Source organism: Actinomadura rubteroloni (genome assembly GCF_002911665.1).
Lineage (GTDB): Bacteria > Actinomycetota > Actinomycetes > Streptosporangiales > Streptosporangiaceae > Spirillospora > Spirillospora rubteroloni.
In genome coordinates this window covers 1,955,217-1,975,073 of sequence record NZ_MTBP01000001.1, presented here as the reverse complement: position 1 = coordinate 1,975,073, position 19,857 = coordinate 1,955,217, and the positions used below count along the sequence as shown (strand labels likewise).

Below are 19,857 nucleotides of genomic sequence, written 5' to 3'. Positions count from 1 at the left end.
ATGACGAGCACGACCCCCGACACCGGCGCCCCGTACGATCCGCACGCCCAGGTCCACCTCGGCGTCTTCCAAGTCGGCGTCGGATCCCTCATCTGGGACGATCCGGCCGCCGCACCGCACGTCGCGATCGAGACCTTCGTCCAGGTCGTCAAGCTCCTGGAACGCGGGCTCTTCGACGCCTTCTTCCTCGGTGAGGGCCTGCGCGTCCGCGAGAACCGCGGTCGAGTCTACGAGCTCGACGTCGCCGGGCGACCCGACGCGATCACGCAGTTGACGGCCCTGGCCGCCGTGACCGAGAAGATCGGCCTAGTCGCGACTCAGAACACCACCTACAACTTCCCCGCCGACCTCGCGCGCCGCCTCGCCAGCCTCGATCTCCTGTCCGGAGGCCGGGCCGGTTGGAACATCGTCACCACCGACAACGCCTGGACGGGCGCGAACTTCCGACACGGCGGCTGGCTGGACCACGAACGGCGTTATGAGCGGGCCGGTCAGTTCGTCGCGGCGGCCAAGGAGCTGTGGTCGTCGTGGGAACCGGATGCCGTCGCCGACTTCGGCGACGCCAAGAGCTGGGCGCGGCCCGGTGCGATCCATCCCGTCGAACGGCACTCGGACCTCGTGGACTTCCGTGCAACCGCCACCGTCCCCGGAAGCAGGCAGGGACGACCGGTCTTGTTCCAGGCCGGTGACTCCGACGGCGGTCGCGAGCTGGCCGCCGCGCACGCCGACGTCGTGTTCTCAGCGAACACCGAGTTCGGCAAGGCCGTCGCGTATGCCGCCGATATTCGCGCCCGGCTGGCCCGGCACGGCCGCTCTCCAGACTCGTTGCGCATCCTGCCCGGCGCCTCGGTCGTTCTCGGCGACACCACGCAGGAGGCGGAGGAGAAAGCGCGCTGGATCTACCACCAGCAGGTGTCCCCCGCTCGCGCGATCGCCTACTTCGAGCAGTATTGGGGCACGGATCTGTCCGCCTACGATCCGCACGGCCCGCTCCCCGACATCCCTCCGAGCGAGGACGAACTCGACCCCTCGCGCGGCACGCTCCCGATCGAGCGGCGCAAGGGAAAGCTGGCGCTCATCGCGCAATGGCGGGAGAAGGCCGAGCGAGAAAACCTTTCGATCGTCGACCTCGCACGAGAGGTCACCACGCGGCACGCCCCGTTCGTCGGCACGCCATCCCAGGTCGCCGACCAGTGGGCCGAGTACGTCCGGACCCGGGCCGTGGACGGATTCAACATCCTCCCCGACCGGATCCCGACGTCCCTGGAGGACATCGTCGACCGGCTCGTCCCCGAGCTCCAGGAACGTGGCCTCTACCGCACCGCCTATGAGGGCGACACGCTCCGTGAACACCTCGCCCTGCCGCCGCTCGCGTCCGAGGGAGCTCAGCCGTGACGGTTCGGCACCTGAACTACCAGGTACACCGCGCCGACCCCCGGTTCGGTGTCGAAATCTCCGGACCCGACCTGACCCGTCCCGTGGACGACGCGGCAGCGGACGCGCTGCACCACGACTTCATCGGCCACCGGGCCCTCGTCCGCGACCAGCATCTCAACCCTCACCAGCACGTCACGGCCATGCGCATCATCGGCGACCCGTTCGACCACCTGACCGCTAGACCGGCCGCGACCCGAGTGTTGCTGCCCTTCCTGCTCGACTGCGCCTCGTCGCCGGACTACTCGATCCGCTTCGGCTGGCGGCGGGGCGACTTCGTGCCGTGGGACGACCAGGCGACTTGGCACTATGCGATCGGCGACTATGCGAACGAGCCTCGCCGCCACCGCATGGTGATCGCGACCCGGAAGAGCTTTGCGAGGTGTGCATGAGCCGGCCTCATCCGCTCGACCGCCCGGCCTACGCTTCGCTGACCGGGCCGCATGCCCACTTCGCCGAGTGGCGCGGCAACGTGGTGCGCTACCCGGCCGACGTCTCGCCGTTCCTGGTCGTTCCCGAGCATCCGGACGCGACCGACTGGGCGGACGTCGCGGCGCTCGCCGGTCCGGGCGTTGTCGTCCCTCTCGTGGACGTCCTGTCGGCGCCGCCCGACAACTGGGAGGTGGTGATGAGCCTGGCCGGGGTCCAGCTCGTCGACAACGGCGTGACCGGCTCGATCGATGCCGAGGCGGTCCGGCTCACCGCCGCCGACGTCCCGGAGATGATGGCGCTCGTCGAGCGCACCAAGCCCGGTCCTTTCCTGAGCCGCACAATCGAGCTCGGGACTTACCTCGGCATCCGGCGTGAAGGACGGCTCGTCGCGATGGCGGGCGAGCGGCTGCATCCACCGGGGTGGACGGAGATCAGCGCGGTGTGCACCGATGCGACGTATCGGGGCCAGGGGCTCGCCACCCGGCTCGTCCGGACGCTCGTCGCGGGGATCCGTGCGCGGGGAGAAGCACCGTTCATGCACGCCGCCGCGCACAACACGACGGCGATCCGCCTGTACGAGTCGCTCGGCTTCCGGGTGCGGCGTACGGCCACTTTCGCTGCGGCCCGCGTCCCAGGAAAGGTGACCGCGGCCTGACGGGACTCCCTGGGACGGCTTTCACGGCGCGGGGCCGTCCCAGGGCTCCGCGACAGGCATGAAAGGTTCAACGTCGTCAGTTCCGCCGTCCCGGCGGCGTGAGGACGTTCGTTCGGCCGCGTCGCGCACGCCTACGCGCCAAGGTGAGCGGCACGGCGCGCCCCCGCAACCCTGCCATTCTCCCGTGTTCCGATCAGCGATCTCGGCTGAGATCAGCCTTTGCGAGGCGTGATCGTGTAGCTGAAAGAGATCAGGAAGTCGATGACGAGAATGATCCCCCACGGACCCATCACCGCCCACGCGTTCACCATCCTCGCCACGTCCCCGACGAGGAGAGTGAGGAGTCCGAGCACATCCGCTGCTACGGCATAAGCCAGCAGGTGCCGCAGCCACTGACGGCGTTCACGGGCCGCATGCGCCCGCCCGGCCTTCGGCTGACCGCCGGGCGCGGGTCCACCGGCGAAGCGATGAGCGAAGCGCTGGTCGGCCCACTGGATCATCTGGTGCCCGAACGCGATCGAGACTCCGAGATAGATCGCGGCGAGACCGTGCGCCGGGGACCCTTCGGCGCCTGTCCGCAGGTCGACGACCGATGCCGCCAGCAGAACGGCATCGGCGAGCGGCACGCACAGGAGCAGACCGGCGCCGAGCCGACGGGCGCGAAGCAGGTACCGCGCCGTGAGGCCGAGACCGAGCAGCAGCCAGAAGGCGACCTCACACGCCACGATCAGAACGACCACCATCGCCCCTTTCCAGCACGACCGTGTCAAATAATTTAGCACAGTCGTGTGATAATGATGCGGTGCCGAAGATCGTGGACCATCAGGAACGCCGCGCGGAGCTGGCCGAAGCCGTCTGGCGCGTGATCGACAGGGACGGGGTGGACGGCGTCTCCATCCGCTCGGTCGCCGCCGAGGCAGGCTGGTCGCCGGGCGCGCTGCGGCACTACTTCGCCACCCGCGCCGAACTGCTCGCGTTCGCCTGCGAGGAGGTGATCGCACGCGTCACGGCACGGGTCTCGGCACCTCGGCAGGACCCGGACGTGCGGCGGGCCGTCCGCGAGATCCTGCTGGAGACCATGCCGGTCGACGCCCAACGCACCACCGAGGCGTCCGTCGCCTTCTCGTTCCTCGCACTCGGGTTGAGCGACCCTCATCTCGCGGAGGTCCAGCGCGTCCACTTCGACGCGATGCACGAACTCTGCCAGCGGCTCGTAGAGCTTCTCGATACCGCGCGTCTGCTCGCGCCGGACGCCGGGCCAGCCGAGACACTCGCCCGACGCCTGCACGCCCTGGTGGACGGTCTCTCGATCCAGCGACTTGCTCGCCACCTGACCGCGCACGAGATGACAGCACAACTCGACGCATACCTCAGTGAACTCATGCGCATGCCCCGCACAAACCCGACGTAGACCAATCCGGTTCGCTTGCCGCCCATCTCGTTTGGGCCGCTCACTGCTACGCGTCTAGTGAACACCCCGTTCAACGACCGACCTTCTGAGGGAATATGACTGGCATGAAGGTGTTGGTCCTAGGCGGTACCCATTTCGTGGGGCGAGCGATCGTCGAAACAGCGCTCGCCAGAGGCCACGACGTCACCACGCTCAACCGGGGGCGCGACCACGCGATCACGCCCAAGAGCGTCACCCGACTCATCGCGGACCGGACCGATCGAGACGCGTTGCACGCTGCGGTCACGGACGGGACGTGGGATGTCGTTCTCGATACATGGAGCGGGGCTCCCCGCGTCGTTCAGGATTCGGCACGGTTGCTCGCCGATCGCGTCGACATTTATGGATACGTTTCCAGTATCTCGGTCTACCGATGGCCGATTCCGAGCGGCTCCGACGAGGACACCGCGGTCGTCGACGGCGATCCGGATAACGACAACCAGGACGATTATGCGGCCGCCAAACGAAGCGGTGAGCTCGCAGTGGACTCCACTTTCGGAAAACGTTCTCTAGTCGCACGTGCGGGACTAATCCTCGGCCCGTATGAGAATATCGGACGTCTCCCATGGTGGCTGCGGCGAATCCAACGGGGTGGGGCCGTAGTCGCTCCCGGTGAGCCGGGCCAGCACGTCCAATACATCGACGTGCGCGACCTCGCCGAATGGATGCTCGCCGCCGCTGAACGCCGGGTCGGCGGGACCTTCAACGTCGCCGGCCCCGCTGACCGCACGACGATGGACGAGATCCTGCGAACCGCCATCGACGTCACGGGCTCCAACGCCCGGTTGGTCTGGGCAGCGGCCGACGTCATCGAGCAAGCGGGCTTGAGCCCGTGGATCGAACTCCCCTTGTGGCTTCCACCCGACCCCGAGTACGACGGCATGCGGACCGTCGACTCATCTGCCGCTTCCCGGGCCGGGCTGACCTGCCGTCCCGTCTCCGAAACGGTTCGCGACACCTGGAACTGGCTGGTGAACGAGGGCGGCCCGCGCCTACGCCCTGACCGTCCAGTCCCTGGACTCGATCGCGCCGACGAGGAGCGACTGCTCCTCAGGCTCGCCGAGCAGGAGAGACCAACACCATCATGACCGTCGGAGGCAGGGCCTCGACGAAACGGCGCATGCCTCACCGCTAGGTCCTGCTCCGTTCGCTACGCGGCTCAGCGATAGTGAGCGTTCAATGTCAACCGGACACCCAGTCCAGGATCTTCCGGTTGACCTCGCCAGGACGATCGAGGTGCGGGAAATGGCCCGCGCCCGCGATGAGATCGGCATGCGAGCCCGGCGGCAGCGCAGCCATGACCCGGTTCAGATCTCCGGCCGGAGCGATGATGTCCGCGCCGAGTGCGCCGTCCTCGGTGCCATGCAGGTACAGGACGGGGCGTTCACCTGTCGCCGCGACGGCTTCCTGTTCGCGCGCGTAGCGCTCGGAGTGGAGCGATGGGTCGAAAAGCGCCCGGTAATACTCGATTGCCGCCGCTGCGTTCTCCGGCGCAGCCAAAGATTCCGCAGCGTAACTGACATCCGCTGCTATATCGGCACCGTCGGGTGACCAGTCTCGCCACAGTCCCTCGATGAACAGCCGGTCCAGCACCAGTTCGGCCAGAGGGGTCTGGAACAAGAAGAGGTAGAACCAGCGCTTGAGCTGGTCATAGCGCTGGAATGCGTCGCCGGTCGCCGCGAGCGGCGGGCCGGCCAGCGTCACGACTCTGCGCCAGCGTTCCGGAGCGATCGCCGAGGCCCCGTAGGCCGCCGCCGTACCCCAGTCGTGACCGATGAGGACCGCGTCCCGGTCTCCACCGAGGCCCTCGTGCAACGCGACGGCGTCAGCGACGAGCGCTCCGCTCTGGTAGACGCCGTCCGCGGGGACGGACGTCGGTGCGTATCCCCGCGCGAACGGCGCGACGGCACGGTACCCGGCCGCGGCGAGCGCAGGCAGGAGATGCCGCCAGGTGTACGCAGAGTCGGGGAACCCGTGCAGGCACAGCGCCAGCGGACCGCCGTCCGAGCCGGCTTCCAGGTAGCCGAACTTCAACCCGTTCGCCTCGATCGAACCTTTCGCAATTTTGCACTCCATACATTCACCACACTTTCGACTACATCGAATATGTGCGACATTCCAGGCATGGATGTTCGCCCACCTTCGATTGCGCTGGTCAACGCGAGGTAGTCATACAGTAACCGTGCATCTATGTGTTGGCGACGATACGGTTTGACGCGAGCGTGGCGGACCAACTGCGGAGGGAAATACATGGGCTTGCGTCGCCGGGAGACCGCTGCTGCTCATATCCGAACGCAACGACCAAAATCCACCGCCGGCCACCCATCTCGCTTTTCTCTCACGACTGGCCGGATGCAAATGAGCCGGACTAATTCGGACACGAGTCCGGCTTTGAGCATGCGGCGCCGCTGGGCCGCGACCGTGGTGGTATGTCTCGGGCTGTTCCTGATCGGGATCGACTTCACGGTCCTCAACGTCGCGATTCCCGATCTGCAGCGCGACCTTCGGCTGTCCACGACGGACGTCCAGTGGATCATCGACGGCTACGCCGTCGCCATGAGCGGAAGCGTTCTCGCCGCCGGCGCGGTGGCCGACCGGATCGGACGGCGACGGGCGTTCGTGCTCGGGATGCTGCTGTGCGTCGTCACCTCGGTGGCCGGAGGCCTGGCCGACACGTCGGCGCAGGTCATCGCGGCCCGCGCCGGAATGGGCCTCGGTTCGGCGCTGGTCATGCCCGCGACCTTGTCGATCGTGACCCGGTTGTTCCCCGAACCGGCCCTGCGTCGCCGGGCGATCGCCGTGTGGTCCGCGGTGGCGGGCATCGGCGGCCTGCTCGGACCGGTCATCGGCGGCTGGCTCGTGGACCGGTGGTCCTGGCACGCCGGTTTCTGGGTCAACGTTCCGATCGCCGTCACCGCCGTCTTCCTGGCGTGGTGGCTCGTCCCCGAGTCCCGAGCGCCCGGCAGGATGTCGCTGGACCTTCTCGGCGCAGCACTGTCCGCTCTAGGGCTGACCGCATTGGTATGGGCGGTCGTCGAGGGCCCTGACCGCGGCTGGGCGAGCACGGCGATCGTCTTGGCGTTCGGATCGGCGGCGCTGCTGCTGGTCCTCTTCGCGATATGGCAGGTGCGTCACCGGTCTCCGATGCTGCCACTGTCCCTGCTGCGCGTCCCGCGCATCGGGACGGGCCTGGCCGCGCTCGCGTTGATGTCCTTCATAGCCTTCGGGTCGTTCTTCATCCTGGTCGTCTACCTGCAGGGCGTCCTCGGATACAGCCCGTGGGAAGCAGGCGTCCGCACCTTGCCCATGTCGGTCGCGATGATCGCCGGTTCGGCCGCCACGCTGCCTCTGATGAGCCGGGTGGGCGGCAACGCCATGACCCTGCTCGGCTTCGCGTGCGTCACCGGCTCGTTCGCCTTGCTGGCCACCACCACGGCGGATTCCGGCTACGACCGTCTCGTGGTGTTCCAGCTCGTCCTCGGCGTGGGCTGCGGGCTGTCCCTGTCCGCGCTCACCGGGACCGTGATGGACGCGTTCCCTGCCGCGTCCGCGGGACTCGGGTCGGCGCTCAACGACGTCGCCCGCCAGGTCGGCATGGGTCTTGGTGTCGCGGTGCAGGGCTCGATCCTCGCAGCCGTGTCCTCCCATCGCCTCCACCAGCTTCTCGGACGGAACGACGGGTCGGAGGACGTCAACGCGATCCTCGCAGCGTCCGCCCATCGTCACGGCGGGCCGTCCGCCACGACTGTGACCGCGGCCAAGGACGCGTTCGTGACGGGGATGGCCCGCTCGTCCGTCGTCGACGCCGTCGTCCTCGGCGCCGTGGTCGTCGTGGCCGCGGCCTGCCTGATCCGCGGCCGGGCCGTCCGGCGCGCAGAAACCCCCCGATCCCGCATGATCCCAAGGAGTCGTTCCGTGCTGCGCAGACAGTTTCCCTTTCAGTTCCGCACCTCCGCCGAAGCCAGGCCCGGGAACCGTCAGGTCGTGGTGCGCCTCCCCATGCCCGGAGCATGGTCGTTGGCGCTGATCCCGCTGCTCACGGCGTCGTGTGTGTTGTGGTGGCGACGCTCCACCCGAGAGAACGAGCGTGGTCACGTCGGGCTGGCGGAGATCACTCTGGCGGGCCGCCAGCTCGTCCAGGAGATGCTGCACGCCGGAAGGTCCTCGGCGATCGGGCGACGCGGACGGCGGCTCGTGCACGACTTCCTGATCGGACGCGACCGGCGAGCATGACCTCACCGAAGGAGTAAGGCCTGCCCACCCTGCCGGATAGCACCTTGTCCTCGACAAACACGGTGAGTAGTCAAGCATGTGTAATGTGCGACGTACCGGCGGCGGCGCCCCCACCCTTGAGGAGTCCAGCGAATGATCACGGCACGGTCGGGCCCGATTCCCCTCGCGCCCGGCGGCGTTCCCCTGCTCGGGCACACGCTCCCTCTGCTGCGCGGCACGCTCGACTTCCTCAGTCGGCTTCCGGCCTACGGCGGTGTCGTCGGCGTGCGCGTCGGGCCGCTGCGGACGATCGTCGTCTGCGATCCCGAATTGACCCGTGAGTTCCTCCGGGACGACCACATCTTCGACAAGGGCGGGCGGTTTTTCGAACTAGCCCGGGAACTCGCCGGACACAACCTGGCGACGTGCGCACACGACCGGCACCGTCGCCAGCGCAGGCTGATCCAGCCGGCGTTCTCCCGTGATCGCTTCGACGGTTACGGACAGATCATGGCAGCCCGTTCCAGCTCCGCCGCGAGCGCGTGGCACGACGGTCAGATCCTGGACGTGCTTCCGGAGATGCAGAAGATCACCCTCAGTACGCTCGTCGAGACGATGTTCTGCGACGAGCTGCCCGGCCACGTCGTCAGCCAGGCCGTCGAAGACCTCAGCGCCATCTTCGGCGGCTCTTACCTGCGGGCCAGCGTGCCGCCTTGGCTCGCCTGGGTGCCGGGGTTCGGCAAACGCCGGATGGTCGAGGCCGCCGCCCGCCTCCGTAAGAACCTCGCCGTCATCATCGCCGAGCGTCGTGCGGACGGCACCGACCACGGCGATCTGCTGTCCGCTCTCCTCCCCGGCCGTGCCCCTGACGGCCGGGAAGTCTGCACCTTCGAGAACGGCTTCACCGGCAGCGAGGTCAGCGACCAGGTGATGGCGTTCTTCGGTGCCGGCACCGATACCACCGCTGCCGCTCTCGCGTGGACACTGCACCTGGTGGCGTGCCACAGCGAGGTCCAGCAGCGTGTTCAGGCGGAGGTCGACGCGGTCCTTGCCGGCCTCCCGCCCAGCCTCGACGACCTTCCCGCACTGCGCTTCACCGGCTGGGTCGTCACCGAGGCCATGCGGCTCTTCCCGCCCGCCTGGATTCTGACCCGCGTCATCCCCGCGGACGCGGATCTCGGCCCGTACCGGCTTCCCGCCGGGTCCACCGTCGTATGCAGTCCCTACCTCATTCACCGCCGCGCCGATCTGTACCCGGCGCCCGAGCAGTTCGACCCGGACCGATGGGACGCGTCCAAACCACAACCCCCGCGGTACGCCTACATCCCGTTCGGCGCGGGCGCCCGCAAGTGCATCGGCGACCAGTTCGCCTACAAGGAGGCCGTTCTAGCGCTGGCCGCGATCAGCTCGCGCTGGCACCTCAGCCATGGGCCCGGCCGAGGCCCGAAGGCCTACGCGGGCGTCACTCTCCGGCCCCAGGGGTTGCGCTTGCGGATGACGTCCCGCACGAAATGATCACGCACTCGACCGCTCCGCCGGGTGCCCGCGCCGAAAGTCTTCGGCATCCCCCCATCGAACACCGCCCGGAAAGGCTGTGACCGAACGTGACCGAGACCCAGCTTCCGACCCCGTCCATGGTCGGCTCGATGTACGACCGGTTCAACGACCTGTTCACCCAGCATCTCGGGGACAACCTCCATCTGGGCTACTGGGACGACGACACCGACGACACCCCGATCTCCAAAGCGACGGACCGCATCACCGACATGGTCGCGGCCCGGCTCTCCCCGCGTCCGGGAGCAGAGATCCTGGATGTCGGGTGCGGCAACGGGCGTCCGTCCGTCCGCATCGCGACCGAGTACAGCGTCCATGTCACGGGCATCACGGTCAGTCCGCACCAGTTGCGGGTCGCGCACGCGCGCCCGGAAGCCGGACCGGGCCTGGGGCACGCCGCCTTCCAGCTCGCCGACGCCATGTCCCTGCCCTTCCCGGACGCGCGTTTCGACGGCGCCTACGCCATCGAGTCGCTGCTGCACATGTCGGACCGCGCTCGCGCCATCTCCGAGATCGCCCGGACGTTGCGTCCGGGCGCGCCGCTCGTCGCTCTCGACTTCTACCAGGACGGCGACCTGCCCGCTGAGGACGCCGACATCATGGACCGCCTTCACCAGGCGTTCCAGCTCCCGCCGCTGGCCCGCGTCGGGGAGTACGAGACGTCCATGGCCGAGGCCCGGTTGGACGTCGTCGACTTCGAGGACATCACCGGCCACGTCCGCCGCAGCCATCGCCTGCTCGCCGACGCGATGCGGCGCATCGCCACGGACGCCGACTTCGACACGGAGACTCGTGATCGCATCGTCGCCTATGCCGAGCTGAACGAGAACATCGGCATTCATCCGCAGGTCCACTACACGCTCATCACAGCGCGGCGGCGCTGACGCCTGCATTCGTTCCTACGACCCGTCCAGCACAGCGAAGGCATCCGATGACAACCGTGGACCAGCTAAACGAGCGCGACGTCGATCTCATCGACCCGTGGTTCCGTCACCGTCAGCCGGACCAGTGGTACGCGCTTCTCGCGCATCTGCGCACCCTCGACCGGCCGGCGTACTTCCGGGAAAAGCCGTTTCCTTTCCTGCCGCACGGTGACGGCTACTACGCGCTCGTGACGCATGCCGACGTGAGCGAGGCGACCCGCGACGCCCGCGCTTTCCGCAACGCACCGACGGCCACCGTGCCCGAGACTCCCCGCTGGCTGGCCCGCTACAGCGGGGACATGATCCTCGATACGGACAATCCGCAGCACGCGCGGTTGCGCCGGATCGTGTCCCGTGCCTTCACGCCGCGGACGCTGTCCCGGATCGACGAGCAGATCCAGCGGGCGGCCGGGGAGATCGTGCGCGGCTTCGCCAAGTCCGGCGGGGGCGACCTCGCGTCGCGGGTCGCCGCGCCCATGCCCGCGCGGATCATCTGCGAGATGATGGGCGTCCCGCGCTATCTCATGTCCGAAGTCTTGGAGCTCAGCCTGTCCCTCGCGGGCGGCTACGACCCCGGGTACGGCGGATTTCCGGAGAGCCGCAGCCCTGTGCGGAGCCTCGCCACCGGGCTCCGGCTGTTCTACGGGAGCCGCCGGCTCAGCCGGATCGGCATGTCCGTCGCTCGGGAACGGTCTCGGCGGCCGACGGGCGACATCGCGTCCCGGCTCGTCACCGCCAATCCGGACGGCGAGAATCTCACGCCGCGGGAGCTGAGCTCGTTCGTCAACACGTTGCTGGTTGCGGGCAGCGAAACGACGCACAACGCCATCACTCACGGCGTGAAGCTGCTGACGGATCACCCCGAGCAGCGCGAACTCTTGCTCAGCGATCTCAACCGCTACCTCGATGGCGCGATCGAGGAGATCCTTCGTCTGAGCAGCCCGATCCTCACTTTCCGAAGGACCGTCGCCGAGGAACGCGAGCTCGGCGGGCGCACGTTCCGGCCCGGCGACCGGGTCATGCTCTTCTATCCGTCGGCGAACCGTGACGAACGGGTCTTCGACCGGCCGGAGGAGTTCGACATCACGCGCGACCCCAATCCCCACCTGGCCTTCGGCGGACCTGGGCCGCACTACTGTCTCGGCGCTCACCTCGCCCGCCGAGAGCTGAGCGCTGTCTTCCGTGAGCTGTTCACCCGGCTGCCCGGACTCCGGGCGGTCGGTGAGCCGGATTATCTCGTGTCGCCGCAGCTCAACGGAATCACCCGTCTCGACTGCGCGTTCTGACCGTCCTTCCGTCACCGCGTCGTCGGGTCCCTTGGACCTACTCGCCTAGCCGCCAAGCCGCTCCGGCGAGTGCGAGAGCATCCTCCCCGGCTCGCCGGAGTTATCCACAGGATTCGCGTCGGGTGGCGGCCGGTCGCGGGCCTCGGTTTCCTTGGAGGTCCGTACACCGACGAAAGGACACCACCCATGAAGGGCGACATGATCCAGGTGCTGGTCGACACAGGCGAGGGGACGCCTCGAGTCTTCGAGATGACGGCGACGCAAGGCGGCCGACGCGTCGAAGTCGCCGTGGACGGCCCCCTGGTCACGGTCAGGGAGGTCAAGCGCACGGGGAAGCCGGTCCGCTCGATGCGGTTCCCCACCGAGCGGATCGTCGCCCTGATCGAGCAGCCGATCGAGAACGCGAAGGGTCAGCAGCCCAACGTTTCGTCTGCGGAGGAGTACCCGGGGGCAGCGGTGGCCCACGCCGACAGCCGACCTGCCCTTCCCGTTCGAAGTCTGTCGGTTCCCGCTTCGGCAGGCGGGAACCGACCGTCCGGTGGGCGGCCGGCCACCGCGTCACCGCGGATTCCTTCGCGTGAAAGGAACGCTGTGGGTCGGTCCAAGAAGGGGAAACGTTGACGTCTTCGGGATCGACCGCAGGGCGGGCTCGGCGCTAGGCCTTCCTGCTCGGCGTAACCCATCGCCATCGGCTGCGTCGTCCGGCGGCATGCCGGGGATCAGGGTCAGCGATAACGATCAGCGGCGACGACCGTATGCCAGGAGGCGAAATAGCCGACGAGATTGCCGACCAATTCACCGTACTCACTGACGTGTCGATCGTGGGACGCCTTCAGCTGGGCGATGATCTCGTGAGCGCGGGCCGTGTCCGCTTCGCACATCGCGGAGATGACCGAGATGCTTTCGTCGAGAGAGCATTGGCGCTCGTGCATGAGGAGTGTCGGAAGCGTGATCGCCGTGTCTCCGGACCTCCGTTCCTTCCGGTGAGAGGCGAGGTCGTTGACGCAGGCGAGCAGCGTGCACGCTGCCGTGTTCAGCTCGCCGACCTCGGGGACGTCGTGGATCTCGGCCGGAAAGCGCGAGTGTTCGAGGGGTTCGAGCAGCGCGACCAGAGACCATGCGGCCACCGTGTGACGTCGGGCGACCAGGTAGTCCTCGACCGAGGGTGGAGACGCGGCGGATTCGGTGTCGACGTGCCAGTTCTGGGCGCCGATGAACGCGGTGAGCGCTTTGACGAGGCGGGTGTGGTGCCGGTTCGGAAGGATCGCCGAGCTGCGCGTGAGGAGGTCTTCCAGGGCGGCGACGAATCCGGTCCGTTCGGCGACTGACCGAGAGGTCGTGGCGTGCAGTGTCTCGTTCAGGTGCAGCGTGAGACGGGCGAGGTCGCTGGTTCGCCTGTCACAGCCATCCACGAGGACGTCTCCGAACGCGGTGATCCAGACCATGACGTCTCCGGCCAGTTCCAGCACGTCCGCCGGAGCTTGCGGGAACAGCATGGCGAACGCGGCGCCGGCGTTGATGCGCTCGACGCGTGCGCGCGTCTCCGGATCCGGTGTCAGGTCGAACCGGTGCAGCCAGTCGAGAGCGTGCCGCTCGACGAGCACGGCCTGGTCGTTCAGTACCCATCCGGCCTGTCCGGCTTCGCCCGGCGGCGGGGTCGACGTCGTGGACGTGTGCATGGTGATCACCTCTTCCTGTCCGGCTGGGCTATGCGGAATCCGTTGCGCAGTCGCCGATCCCTGGCGGGCTGCCGCGGTGCCGACACCTGTGCCGCTCCGGGATTTGCCGCAGGACGGCGGTAGCCGGCCAGCGCCAGAGTTGCGAAGACCTGCGCGTAGGAGCCGTACCGGATCGGCGCGTCCCGCGGGAAGCCCGTCCCCGTGTACGCGGCTTCGTGCCAGGCGCCGGAGGCGTCCTGCTGTCGCAGCAGCCAGTCGATCCCGGCCTTGACGCGATCGCCGCGCTCCCCCGTCGTGATGAGCGCGTGGACCGCCCAGCCGGTTTGCGAGGCCGTCGACCGTCCCCGGCCGTGCCAGACGTCGTAGAAGTAGGAGCGCTGGTCTTCACCCCATCCGCCGTCCTCGTTCTGGCGGGAGTGCAACCATTCGACGGCCTGCCGGACCGCCGGATGCCCGGCGGGGACGTTCGCCGCCGTCAGCGCGCACAGAGCGCCGGTGGTGCCGTAGATGTAGTTGCAGCCCCATTGTCCGTACCAGGAGCCGTCCGGTTCTTGGTTGTCGAGCAGCCAGCGCACGCCGTCTTTCGTCGGGGCGGCGTAGTCCTGACCTGCTGCAGCGAGCGTCTCGATGACGTGGGCCGTCACGTCCGCGGTCGGCGGGTCGACGACGGCCCGTGCGTCATGCCAGGGAAGCCGCAGCACCCGGCGTACTCTCGCGTCGGTGTCGAAGGCGCCCCAGCCGCCATCGCTCCAGGCCATTCCGGCGAGCCACCGGTATCCGCGGTCGGCGGCCTGGAGGGTCTGCTCATTCGACGACGGCCCCGCGTCCAGGGCGCGAAGCACGAGCGCCGTGTCGTCGGTGTCGGGACCGGTGCGGTTGGCGATCTGGAACGACCAGCCGCCGGGTGCGAGGTCCGGACGGTGCCGGGACCAGTCCCCCTGCGCGCTGGTCTGCTGGCCGAGCAGCCACCGGTGTGCGCGGTCCACAGCCGGGTGATCGTTTCCAAAGCCCGCCGCACGCAGGGTCAGCAGAGTGTTCGCGGTGTCCCAGATCGGACCGTGCGAGAACTGCACTCTGCTGAGGCCGTCTCCACGTGGTCGCACGAAGGCGCCGAGGCCGGTGACCGCTCGGCCCACCGCGTCCCGGTCGCCCGGCCCGTCGAGCAGATGCAGGGCGATCGTCGCGTAGACGGTGGCCGAGTGTGTGCCGTTCCAGCAACCGTCGGTCTGCTGACGCTCCAGCAGCCAGCGGCGGGCGCGCAGCAGGGAACGGCGGCGGATCCGGGCGGGGACCGACGCGTGGTAGAGCTCAACCGGCCGGGGCCGGAATCGCGAGCGCGACGGCCGGTCGCAGATTTCGCCGAGGTCGAGTCCGGTGCGCCGGGCCGGGCGCAGCGCCGTGATCACGGCGAGCGGGACGACCAGGTGACGCGCCCAGTCGGCGAAGTCGTCGAGGGCGATCGGCCCTCTCGCGGGGAGCAGCATGATCTCTGGCGGGAGCATTTTGAGGTCGTGCCACGGCCACAAGCCGAACAGCGCGAGCCAGAGCCGCGTGGACGCCCGGCAGGCCCCGGGGCCGCCGAGCTGGTGGATGCGCCGGGCGGCAACGCGCATGTGCGGCGCTTCCGCCTGCTCGCCGCCCACGCGCAACGCCAGATAGGCCATCACGCTCGTCGACGGTTCGTCCGGGCCGCCGACGAAGTTCGGCCAGCCGCCTTCATCGGTCTGCTGCGAGCGGATCCAGTTGCGGATCTCCCGGCTTTCGGGCGGTTCGGGAAGGCCGAGGAAGGTGTGGGCCAGAAGGTGGTGAGCGTCCACGCTGACTTTGTTGTCGAGGCCGCCGTCCCAGTGGCCGTCGTCGGATTGCCGGGACAACAGCACCCCCACGGCGCGATCCAGCGCGCCGGCGACCCGCTCCGCCCGTTCTTCCTCGGTGAAGGATTCCACCTGGTCATGCCTCCGTCCTGCGCGCCGCACGGCGACCGGCTCAGTCGGGACAGCGCGTCCGTGTTTCGGTTTCGGTGGGCACCCGTAGCCGGACGCAGGTCCGGCCACGGCATACGGTGCGCGGCTACCGGTGAGGGCCCGAGCTTGTGATCATGGTCGCCAGGGTGTTGAGCCGTGCGACGGCGGCCGGATCGGTGGCGGACACCTCCAAGTGGAGGCGGGCCTGACGGATGTGGTGGTCGGCCCGTTCGTTGGCCCAGGCGCGTCCGCCGGCCGCTTCCACCAAGTCGGCGGCACGTGCTTGTTCGGCCGGAGTGAGCGGAGTGTCCTTCTGGTAAAGAGCAGCCAGTTCGGCGCGCGCGGCGCCGGTGTTCGCGAGCGCATAGGCGACCGGGAGCGACTTCTTTCCGGACGCCAGGTCGGACGTGGGCTTACCGGTCACCGCGGGGTCGCCCCAAATCCCCTTGATGTCGTCGATGAACTGGAAGGCCAGGCCGAGGTCAAGCCCGAAGGAATGCATTCGGGCGATCTGCTCGACGGTCGCGCCGCCCGCGATGGCGCCGAGCGCGCAGGCCGCAGCGATGAGCGATCCGGTCTTCGCGGTGGCCATCGCCTGCGACTCACTGAGTGTGGTGGCCGGACGGCCCTCCATGAGCAGGTCGGTGTGCTCGCCCTCGATGAGCTGCTGGACGGTGCTGGTGAGGATCATGACGCCCTGACCGGCCAGGGGAAGTGACTCGGCGAGAGTCCGGATCGCGACGAAGAACAACGCGTCGCCGGCCAGGATGGCGTCGGCGACGCCGAACGTCCGCCAGACGGCGGGACGCCCTCGGCGGGTCTGGTCGCCGTCGATGATGTCGTCGTGCAGCAGCGACGCGTTGTGCACGAGTTCCACGGCCACCGCCGCCGGAAGCGCCCGCGCCTGGTCTCCGCCCACCGCCTGGCACGCCAGCAAGGCCAGTGCCGGGCGGACCGCCTTGCCGCTGTCACCGTCGATCGGCGTCCCGTTCCTGTCGTGGGTCCCGAGGTGATAGCCGACGATGCGCCCCAGTTCGGACGGGAACTGGTCGACGACGTGCCGCAACGCGGGGGCGAGGAGCTGCCGCGTCCCGGCCAAGATCTGAACCGCATCCGAGGTGCCGTTGTCACCGAGTTTCGTATCCAGCGCTTCCACAGCCCGCTCCTTCCAGCCCAAGGCCGGACAAAGTCGTCAGTCACTCTTGGTCATGGGTTGCGCACTATAGGTAACAGCGTGAAGGTAGGCTCACGTAAGTAACGGCAGGTGTCAACAGTCAGCCCGGGAAGTTAGGTAGCTCAGACCCCGCAATGGGTAAGGCTGCAGCGCCCCATCGGGAAAGCACGCACAGTAGAGCCCGAATCAGACCAGGCGGACGAATGACGACGTCGCCGACCCAACTTGCACAGATTCACCCCATGTGACAGGCGGCGAGCATGGCGAAGGTACTGGCACGATGCGCCAACCCCGCCGAACTTGGCCACGCGCGTCCCTCGAACAGTCGACGGCAGCTAGCGACGCCGTGACCAGCCATCGCCGGGCCAATGCGGCGGCGAAAGACTCGGGCGCCTTTGGAACATACTGGCCACACGCCGGTACCGTCCCCGCAATACTGGAGCATCACCGTTCGCCACGTCTGTGACATCGGCGACGACAGAGTGGGTTAGGCGGGAAGCGGCCAACGTTTGACGCCGCGCGCCATCCTCCCAGCCACCCCACGATGGCTGACACAGTGAATTCGCAGGACGCCGTTGAAACGGAACGAGCGAGCCGCTTCACGTAAGTCACATCACGTCGGCAGAGTTGCGTCGCCCGCCTGAAGATATAAATTGCGCGATTTACTTACGATCGCGCCACCTCGCCTATTCTGGCGCCGAGCGAACCGAACGCGCGAGCGCCCGGCACGGGATACTCCTCCGCACCGGGCGTCCATGGCGTTGTGCTAATCCGCCGACGTGTTCAACCGGACGAGCATCTTGCCGGTGTTGGCCCCGCGCAGCAGCCCGAGGAACGCGTCCACCGCATTGTCGATGCCGTCGACGACGGTCTCGCTGTAGTTGAGGCTGCCGTCAGCGAGCCATCCCGCCGCAAGCTGCGCATACTCGACGGCGAGGTTCTGGTGGTCGGTGACGATGAAGCCACGGAGGCTCAGACGCTTACCGATCGCCAAGGCCAGGTTGTCCGGCCCCGGCACGGGCTCGGCGGCGTTGTAAACGGAAATCGCTCCGCACAGCGCGACGCGTCCGTTGGTGTTCAGCGCGCTGAGGGCGGCTTGAAGGTGGTCGCCGCCGACGTTGTCGAAGTAGACGTCGATGCCGTCCGGCGCGGCGGTCGCGAGCTGTTCCGCGAGATCCCCCGTCCGGTAGTCGATCGCCGCGTCGTAGCCGAACTCCTCGACCAGGCGACGTGCCTTGTCCGGGCCTCCCGCCGAGCCGATGACTCGGGCCGCGCTGAGATGCCGCGCGATGCGTCCGGCGAGAATGCCGACCGCCCCGGCCGCGCCGGAAACGAACACGACGTCACCCTTCTCGACGGGTGCGATCCGGACCAGGCCCGCGTAGGCCGTCAGCCCGACCATGCCGAGCGCGCCGAGGTACGCCCGGGCTGGAGCGATCGAGGTGTCCACGACGCGGACATGGGCGGCGGGCAGCACGGCGTGCTCGCGCCAGCCCGCGCCGTGCAGTACGGTCACGCCGACCGGGACGTCCGAAGACTCCGAGGCGATCACGGTGCCGACCGCCGCGCCGTCCAGCGCCGCGCCGAGTTTGAACGGTGGCGTATAGGATTTCACGTCGTTCATCCGTCCGCGCATGTAGGGGTCCACCGACATCCAGTCGTTGCGGACGAGTACCTCCCCTGCTCCGGGCTCCCCGACGGGGACTTCGGCAAGGGCGAAGTCGGATGGACGGGGCTCCCCCACCGGACGGGCGGCAAGGCGAACCTCGCGACTGGTTTCAGGCATCGATGCTCCAGGTCGCAGCAGGCCGTCGACCAGGGCGACGACGGCGGGCCGAAAGAGGCGGGCGTTCTCGGGCGCGGACTCGAAGCCGCGCACCAGTGTCAGGCATATCCCAGCCGCGTCGGCGGCGGCCACGGCGGTCCGGCAGTGCGCGAAGACGTCCGTCAGCAGTTGCCGCAGGCGGGCGGTGAACTCCTCGCAGACGTCTCCGAACAGCAGGGTCTTCGCGTCCAGCAGTTCGGCGCCGTGCGGCGAGTCTCCCGCCAGAGCGAGGAACAGGTCGAGCTTGGCGGTCAGAATCCCGAGCGCCCGGTCGGCCGGCGCATCGAGGCACAACGCGTCCTCCGCCGCAGCGTACGCGCGGTCGTGCAGGCGCGCGGCGAGCCGGCGGACGGCGTCGTCCTTGCCCCGCACGTACTGGTAGAGGCCGGTGCGGGACAGGTTCGCCCGCCGGGCGATGTCGTCCATCGTGGTCCGGGCGACGCCGTACAGGGTCACGCACTCATACGTCGCGTCGAGCACGTCGCCGAGCCGGGCGGTGGCCATGTCAGCGCAGCCGTGCCACGATCTCGGCGGCGAGCGGCGCGGACGACGACGGGTTCTGCCCGGTGAACAGGTTGCGGTCGACCACCACGTTCGGCTGCCATGGTTCGCCTTCGCGAAAGTCCACGCCGAGTTCCACGAGCCGGTCCTGGAGCAGCCAGGGCGCCTTGTCGGCGAGGCCCGCCTGCTTCTCCTCCTCGTTGGTGAAGGCGGTCACGGCGTAACCGGCGAACGGCGAGGAGCCGTCGTCGCGGCGGGCGGCCAGCAGCGCCGCCGGGGCGTGGCAGACGACACCGAGCGGCTTGCCCGAGTCCAGGGCCGCAGTGAGCAGGCGCCCGGAGTCGGCGTTGGCGGCGAGGTCCTCCATCGGGCCGTGGCCGCCAGGGTAGAAGACTGCGTCGTAGTCGGCCAGCGCCACGTCTTTCAGGCAGAGTGGGTTCTTCAGCCCGGCGATCGCCTCCAACTCAGCGGTGATCTCCTTCGCGCCGTCCTCGCCACCGTTGGCCTCGGCGGCGAGGCTCGCCTGGTCCACGACCGGTACCGCCCCGTCCGGGGTGGCGAACACGATCTCGTGGCCGGCAGCGGTGAAGGCCCGGTAGGGCGCCACGGCCTCCTCCGCCCAGAACCCGGTCGGGTGCCGGGTCCCGTCCTTGAGCGTCCAGTGACGTGCTCCGGACAGGACGAAAAGGATCTTTGACATGGGTGCTCCTCAAGCGTCGGTTCGACGTTCGCCGTCCAGATCGTCGGAACGTCGATGGCCCCAACGTA

17 protein-coding genes and 1 pseudogene are annotated in these 19,857 nt (G+C 68.5%); 10 read left to right on the top strand and 8 right to left on the bottom strand.

Translation table 11 applies throughout. The features are described 5' to 3' along the window. The 3 genes from BTM25_RS08745 to BTM25_RS08735 are packed head-to-tail and all read left to right on the top strand — an operon-like array spanning nt 1 to nt 2,521. Nucleotides 1-1,395, top strand: coding sequence for an NtaA/DmoA family FMN-dependent monooxygenase (locus tag BTM25_RS08745; protein ID WP_103562842.1), 1,395 nt, complete (start codon nt 1-3; stop codon nt 1,393-1,395). Continuing rightward, nucleotides 1,392-1,826 (top strand): TauD/TfdA family dioxygenase, encoded by a 435-nt coding sequence (locus tag BTM25_RS29125; RefSeq protein WP_146059009.1) that lies wholly within the window; start codon nt 1,392-1,394, stop codon nt 1,824-1,826. Before BTM25_RS08745 ends, BTM25_RS29125 begins: the two co-directional genes overlap by 4 nt. Continuing rightward, nucleotides 1,823-2,521 (top strand): GNAT family N-acetyltransferase, encoded by a 699-nt coding sequence (locus BTM25_RS08735; protein ID WP_103562183.1) that lies wholly within the window; start codon nt 1,823-1,825, stop codon nt 2,519-2,521. Before BTM25_RS29125 ends, BTM25_RS08735 begins: the two co-directional genes overlap by 4 nt. A gap of 212 nt (nt 2,522-2,733) precedes the next feature. On the opposite strand, the gene BTM25_RS08730 is transcribed toward BTM25_RS08735, so the two are convergent. Continuing rightward, complete coding sequence (locus BTM25_RS08730; protein ID WP_168212065.1) at nt 2,734-3,264, bottom strand: hypothetical protein; 531 nt, start codon at nt 3,262-3,264, stop codon at nt 2,734-2,736. A 59-nt stretch (nt 3,265-3,323) separates the two neighbouring features. On the opposite strand from BTM25_RS08730, the gene BTM25_RS08725 reads away from it, so the two are divergent. Together BTM25_RS08725 and BTM25_RS08720 are read left to right on the top strand one after the other, a co-directional pair. After that, on the top strand, nt 3,324-3,932 hold the full coding sequence (locus BTM25_RS08725; protein WP_103562182.1) for a TetR/AcrR family transcriptional regulator: 609 nt from the start codon (nt 3,324-3,326) through the stop codon (nt 3,930-3,932). Nucleotides 3,933-4,036: 104 nt separating this feature from the next. Further along, entirely contained in the window at nt 4,037-5,059 is a 1,023-nt protein-coding gene (locus tag BTM25_RS08720; RefSeq protein ID WP_103562181.1) for an NAD-dependent epimerase/dehydratase family protein, read from the top strand. A 94-nt stretch (nt 5,060-5,153) separates the two neighbouring features. On the opposite strand, the gene BTM25_RS08715 is transcribed toward BTM25_RS08720, so the two are convergent. Next, nucleotides 5,154-6,047, bottom strand: coding sequence for an alpha/beta fold hydrolase (locus tag BTM25_RS08715; RefSeq protein ID WP_103562180.1), 894 nt, complete (start codon nt 6,045-6,047; stop codon nt 5,154-5,156). 174 nt (nt 6,048-6,221) lie between these two features. On the opposite strand from BTM25_RS08715, the gene BTM25_RS08710 reads away from it, so the two are divergent. The 5 genes from BTM25_RS08710 to BTM25_RS29915 all read left to right on the top strand — a co-directional run bounded on the left by BTM25_RS08710 (nt 6,222) and on the right by BTM25_RS29915 (nt 12,567). Further along, on the top strand, nt 6,222-8,204 hold the full coding sequence (locus BTM25_RS08710) for an MFS transporter (RefSeq protein WP_168212064.1): 1,983 nt from the start codon (nt 6,222-6,224) through the stop codon (nt 8,202-8,204). Between the two features lie 132 nt (nt 8,205-8,336). Further along, the gene (locus BTM25_RS08705) at nt 8,337-9,698 is read left to right on the top strand and encodes a cytochrome P450 (RefSeq protein WP_103562178.1); all 1,362 of its coding nucleotides are present in this window, start codon (nt 8,337-8,339) and stop codon (nt 9,696-9,698) included. Between the two features lie 89 nt (nt 9,699-9,787). Further along, nucleotides 9,788-10,621, top strand: coding sequence for a methyltransferase domain-containing protein (locus BTM25_RS08700; RefSeq protein WP_103562177.1), 834 nt, complete (start codon nt 9,788-9,790; stop codon nt 10,619-10,621). 47 nt (nt 10,622-10,668) lie between these two features. Beyond that, complete coding sequence (locus BTM25_RS08695) at nt 10,669-11,946, top strand: cytochrome P450 (RefSeq protein ID WP_103562176.1); 1,278 nt, start codon at nt 10,669-10,671, stop codon at nt 11,944-11,946. Between the two features lie 186 nt (nt 11,947-12,132). Then, entirely contained in the window at nt 12,133-12,567 is a 435-nt protein-coding gene (locus BTM25_RS29915; RefSeq protein WP_205648001.1) for a hypothetical protein, read from the top strand. 104 nt (nt 12,568-12,671) lie between these two features. Here BTM25_RS29915 and BTM25_RS08685 read toward each other — a convergent pair whose 3' ends face one another. The 6 genes and pseudogenes from BTM25_RS08685 to BTM25_RS08665 form a co-directional block, all read right to left on the bottom strand. Beyond that, a complete protein-coding gene (locus BTM25_RS08685; RefSeq protein ID WP_146059008.1) occupies nt 12,672-13,625 on the bottom strand; it encodes a terpene synthase family protein in 954 nt (317 codons plus the stop codon). A gap of 5 nt (nt 13,626-13,630) precedes the next feature. Continuing rightward, the gene (locus BTM25_RS08680; protein ID WP_168212063.1) at nt 13,631-15,571 is read right to left on the bottom strand and encodes a terpene cyclase/mutase family protein; all 1,941 of its coding nucleotides are present in this window, start codon (nt 15,569-15,571) and stop codon (nt 13,631-13,633) included. 124 nt (nt 15,572-15,695) lie between these two features. Next, nucleotides 15,696-16,745 (bottom strand): polyprenyl synthetase family protein, encoded by a 1,050-nt coding sequence (locus BTM25_RS08675; protein ID WP_235828301.1) that lies wholly within the window; start codon nt 16,743-16,745, stop codon nt 15,696-15,698. A gap of 784 nt (nt 16,746-17,529) precedes the next feature. Then, nucleotides 17,530-18,549 carry an NADP-dependent oxidoreductase gene (locus BTM25_RS08670; protein ID WP_168212098.1) on the bottom strand — a complete coding sequence of 340 codons (1,020 nt, stop codon included), beginning with the start codon at nt 18,547-18,549 and terminating at the stop codon, nt 17,530-17,532. Nucleotides 18,550-18,954: 405 nt separating this feature from the next. Further along, nucleotides 18,955-19,092 (bottom strand): annotated as a pseudogene (locus BTM25_RS30670) (helix-turn-helix domain-containing protein); the annotation flags it as partial. 1 nt (nt 19,093) lies between these two features. After that, on the bottom strand, nt 19,094-19,789 hold the full coding sequence (locus tag BTM25_RS08665; protein ID WP_103562172.1) for a type 1 glutamine amidotransferase domain-containing protein: 696 nt from the start codon (nt 19,787-19,789) through the stop codon (nt 19,094-19,096). Between the last annotated feature and the right edge of the window lie 68 nt (nt 19,790-19,857).